Origin of the sequence: Indiicoccus explosivorum, from assembly GCF_002167005.1 — a bacterium.
In the GTDB taxonomy this organism is placed as follows: domain Bacteria; phylum Bacillota; class Bacilli; order Bacillales_A; family Planococcaceae; genus Indiicoccus; species Indiicoccus explosivorum.
Genome location: NZ_NHTN01000044.1, coordinates 1 through 3,806, shown reverse-complemented (window position 1 = coordinate 3,806; position 3,806 = coordinate 1). Strand labels below are relative to the sequence as shown.

Sequence of the window (3,806 nt, the reverse complement as noted above, 5' to 3'; positions counted from 1 at the left end):
CTGCGGTGCCAGGCACCCTTTTTTTGTTATTCGGAACGATTCTGAAAAGTGGTGCCTGGCACTGCCTTGACACTGCCCAGTAGGTCCTTGCATGCTTTCGTGAAAAAAGTACTTTTTTTGAGAAAAAAGTGTTAGAAAAGGCGCAGAAGGGGGTAAGGAAAAGAAAAGGGTTAAATTGCTTAAGCTTGTGAAAAAAGCAGGATCATACAAAGAGGGGGAAATTACAGATGAGTAAGGCAGCGAATGGTATGAAACGTTGGATGGTGGCAGGGACGGCAGCGGCGGTTGTGGTAGCAGCGGGAGCACCAGCGGCAATGGCGGATTTCACGGATGTATCGGATCGGTATAATGAGGCAGTTACATATTTGACAGGGGAAGGGCTGGCAAACGGCCTTTCAGAAACACAGTTTGGTGTGCAGGCTGAAATTAAGCGGGGGGATGCGGCGATTATTTTGGCTGAAGCCCTCGGAGTCTTGAATTCGGATGTGCCGAGAGCCGGATTTGCGGATGTGCCGGAGCGGGGAGCGCTGGCGGTGAGTTCGCTGAAATACGCAGGAATTGTCAACGGGAAGAGTGAGACAAGCTTCGGATTCAATGATCCGCTGACGCGCGGTGAGATGGCATTGATGATGGCGGATATTAATGCGTACCAGCTGAATGATAATGAAGAAGCGGTCGTGTTTTCAGATGTCGGAGACCGTTATGAAGCGGCGGTTGCCGGTCTGATGGCACACGGGATCACGTCCGGGAAGACGGAAGAGCAATTCGGAACGAATGATAACATTACGCGCGGCGAGTTTGCGGTATTTATTCACAGAGCGGAAATCAGTGATACGATCGACCAGACGGTAGCGGAAGTGGTGTCGCTCGATGAGACCGGTGTGCTGGTGGAGCTGCGGCCAAATGTGGAGCCGCAGGCGGAGTTCACGTTTGATGTTGTGAATCCGGACGGTCAAGTGCTCGAGATGGAGCCAGTGCCGGTCGCGCCGGATATGACGACTGCGGTTCTGGAGTTTGAATCGCCGCTCAGTGAGGTGGCTTCCGGCACGTGGATGGTGAATGGCGTCGCGGTGGAAGTGGACGGACAGTGAGAGATGTGTGAATAGGATGAGGGGCGCCGGCGGATGCTGCCGGCGCTTTTTGTTGTGTTGGTGAGGAGGAATAGGGGGAGCGTGCGAAGAAAAAGATAAGTGGTGGTGGTTTTTGCGGTGCCAGGCACCAATTTTCAGAAAATTGGTGCCTGGCACCGCGAGTTTCTACTATGTATAGTAGAAATCCTATCAGAGCAACGCGTATGAGGTCGATTATGAGGAGGAGCGAAAGTGGTGAAAACAGCGCTGTTGGTGATTGATGCGCAAGTCGGACTGATTGAGGGACCGTCGATCGGTCCGGTGTACCGGAAAGCGGAGGTGCTGGAAGTGATGGAGTCAGTGATTCAGCGCGCTCGGAAGGCGAGTGTGCCGATCTTTTACGTCCAAGATCTCGATGTCGGCGAAGAAAACCCGAAAGAGCAGCGGATCCACCCGACTCTTGCGCCAAAGGCGGCCGACACGGTAGTTCAGAAAAAATCGACAGACGCTTTTTACTCGACGGAACTTGCGGAAAAGCTGAAGGCGCTCGATATCGAACATTTAGTTGTCGTCGGCTGCAAGACGGAGTACTGCGTCGATACGACATCGAGAAGCGCGACTGTGCGAGGATTCGATGTGACATTGGTGGCGGATGGCCATTCGACGACGGACGGAAAGGTTTTAGCGGCAGATCAGATTATCGCTCACCATAACAGCAATCTTCACGGATTAGATAACATTGACCATTTCATTCTCGTGCGATCCTCGAAGGAAGCGGTTTTTGAGCACAAGCATTTAGAGTATAAGTGAACGGTGTAGGAAGGGTAGATAACTATTTGCTGGTTATGACGGTAATCGCGGGTGCCTGGCACCCGTTTTCAGAATAGTGGTGCCAGGCACCATTTGAGCAGGCACCATTTGAGCTTCCGCTCTGCAGCTTTTTTGGCTGTAGGGCTTTTTTTGTGCGGGGGTGAAGGGGCGGTTGGAAAATGGAGGTTAAAACAGTTCCAAATGACTAGTTGATTTTTGTTTTTTAGACGGACTTTTGGATTAAAATGAAAGGAGTTTTAGAAGAAGTTTTAAAGGCTTTTTGGAAAGAAAAATAACTTTCAGGTACCACCGATAAAAGCAGGTAACAGCAACGAGCGGCAGAGAAGGAAAACGCCAAAGGACAGCAAGGACGGTTCGACAGTAAGAATGATTCAACAGCAACGACCATTCAACAGGCAGAGGAGACCGGAACAGATGAAGAAGATGGTAAGCGGGTTTACGGCAGCGGCTCTTTTGGTGTCGCCATTCGGCGGTTCGTTCGCCGGCGCTGAATCGCATGACGAGAAGCGCGTGATCGTCGTTTTCGAGGAGACGGCGGATTCCCGGGAGATGGGCGACGCGGTGAAGGAAGCGGGCGGTGTGGTGACGGAATCGTTCGAGCAGGTTCCGGTTGCGACAGCGGAAGTTCCGGCGGGAGGGATTGACGAGCTTCTCGACGATCCGGCGGTTCAATCTGTGGAAGAGGATATTCTTATTTCATTGAATACCCAATCGGTCGACTGGGGGATTCCGAACACGAACACACCGAAAGCCTGGACGTCGGGCTGGACCGGTGAAGGGGTGAAGGTCGCGGTCGTGGATTCCGGCATCGCGGCGCACACAGATCTGCGGATCGCCGGCGGAGTGTCGACGGTGGATTATACGGCCTCTTACAGCGATGACCAAGGGCATGGCACGCACGTGGCGGGGATCATCGCCGCTGCCGACAACAGCTACGGCGTTGTCGGGGTGGCGCATGAAGCTTCCATCTACGCGGTCAAGGCGTTCAACGCGGAAGGGCAGGCGTATTTGTCCGACTTGGTGGAAGGCATCGATTGGGCGATCACGAACGATATGGACATCATCAATCTGAGCGCGGGCACGCGGTCCGATTCGACCGCGTTCCGTTCGGTCATCGATAAGGCGTATGCGAACGGGATTCTGGTCGTCGCCGCTTCGGGCAACAACGGCACGTCCGACACGTCGGTGGATACGGTGAACTACCCGGCGCGCTACGATTCGGCCATCGGTGTGGCGGCGGTCGACAAGTACGGCCGGCGGGCATCCTTCTCCTCTGCGGGGCCGGATGTGGAAGTGGCGGCACCGGGCGTCCGCATCATGAGCACGTACACAGGCGGCCAGTACGCTTACATGGATGGCACGTCCATGGCGACCCCTTACGTCACCGGGGTTCTGGCGCTCATGAAACAGGCGTATCCGAATTTATCCAATAAAGAACTGCGCGCGCTGCTGACGGAGCAGGCGAAGGATCTCGGTGTGGCCGGACGCGATGTTTCATTCGGCTATGGCCTCGTCCAGGCATCGGAATTCGAGCCGATGGCAGAACCGGCGGCCATGATGGGACTGAAGCTGAACGCGTCGTCCATCACAGGCGTGCCTGGCACCGAGCGGGCGCTCACGGTTACAGCAGCGTATGACGACGGCACGAGCCGCGACGTGACGGCGGAAGCGGCATGGACTTCCGACAACGCGGCGGTCGCTGAAGTCGCCGGCGGCAAAGTGACGCTGAAAGGGTACGGCACGACGATCGTCCGCGTATCGTTTGACGGGCAATCCGCGGCCATCGCGGTTGACGTGCCGGAACCGGTTACCCTGACGGATCTCGATTTGAGCGCTTCAAGCGTTTCAGGTGAAATCGGGGAGTCGGTACAAGTGGCCGCAACGGCGGATTACAGCGACGGTTCC

Annotated in this window: 3 protein-coding genes; all 3 read left to right on the top strand. The window is 55.2% G+C overall.

Annotation, left to right across the window (positions count from 1 at the left end):
• The first annotated feature begins 227 nt into the window (after positions 1-227).
• On the top strand, positions 228-1,091 hold the full coding sequence (locus CCE92_RS12255; protein ID WP_088008292.1) for an S-layer homology domain-containing protein: 864 nt from the start codon (positions 228-230) through the stop codon (positions 1,089-1,091).
• Between the two features lie 231 nt (positions 1,092-1,322).
• Complete coding sequence (locus CCE92_RS12250; RefSeq protein WP_241536046.1) at positions 1,323-1,880, top strand: cysteine hydrolase family protein; 558 nt, start codon at positions 1,323-1,325, stop codon at positions 1,878-1,880.
• Between the two features lie 435 nt (positions 1,881-2,315).
• A partial coding sequence (locus CCE92_RS12245; RefSeq protein WP_088008291.1) for a S8 family peptidase occupies positions 2,316-3,806 on the top strand: 1,491 nt, incomplete at its 3' end.

Excerpts from the sequence above, each read along its gene's own strand:
- CCE92_RS12255 (WP_088008292.1), top strand. The coding sequence starts at position 228 with ATGAGTAAGGCAGCGAATGGTATGAAACGTTGGATGGTGGCAGGGACG.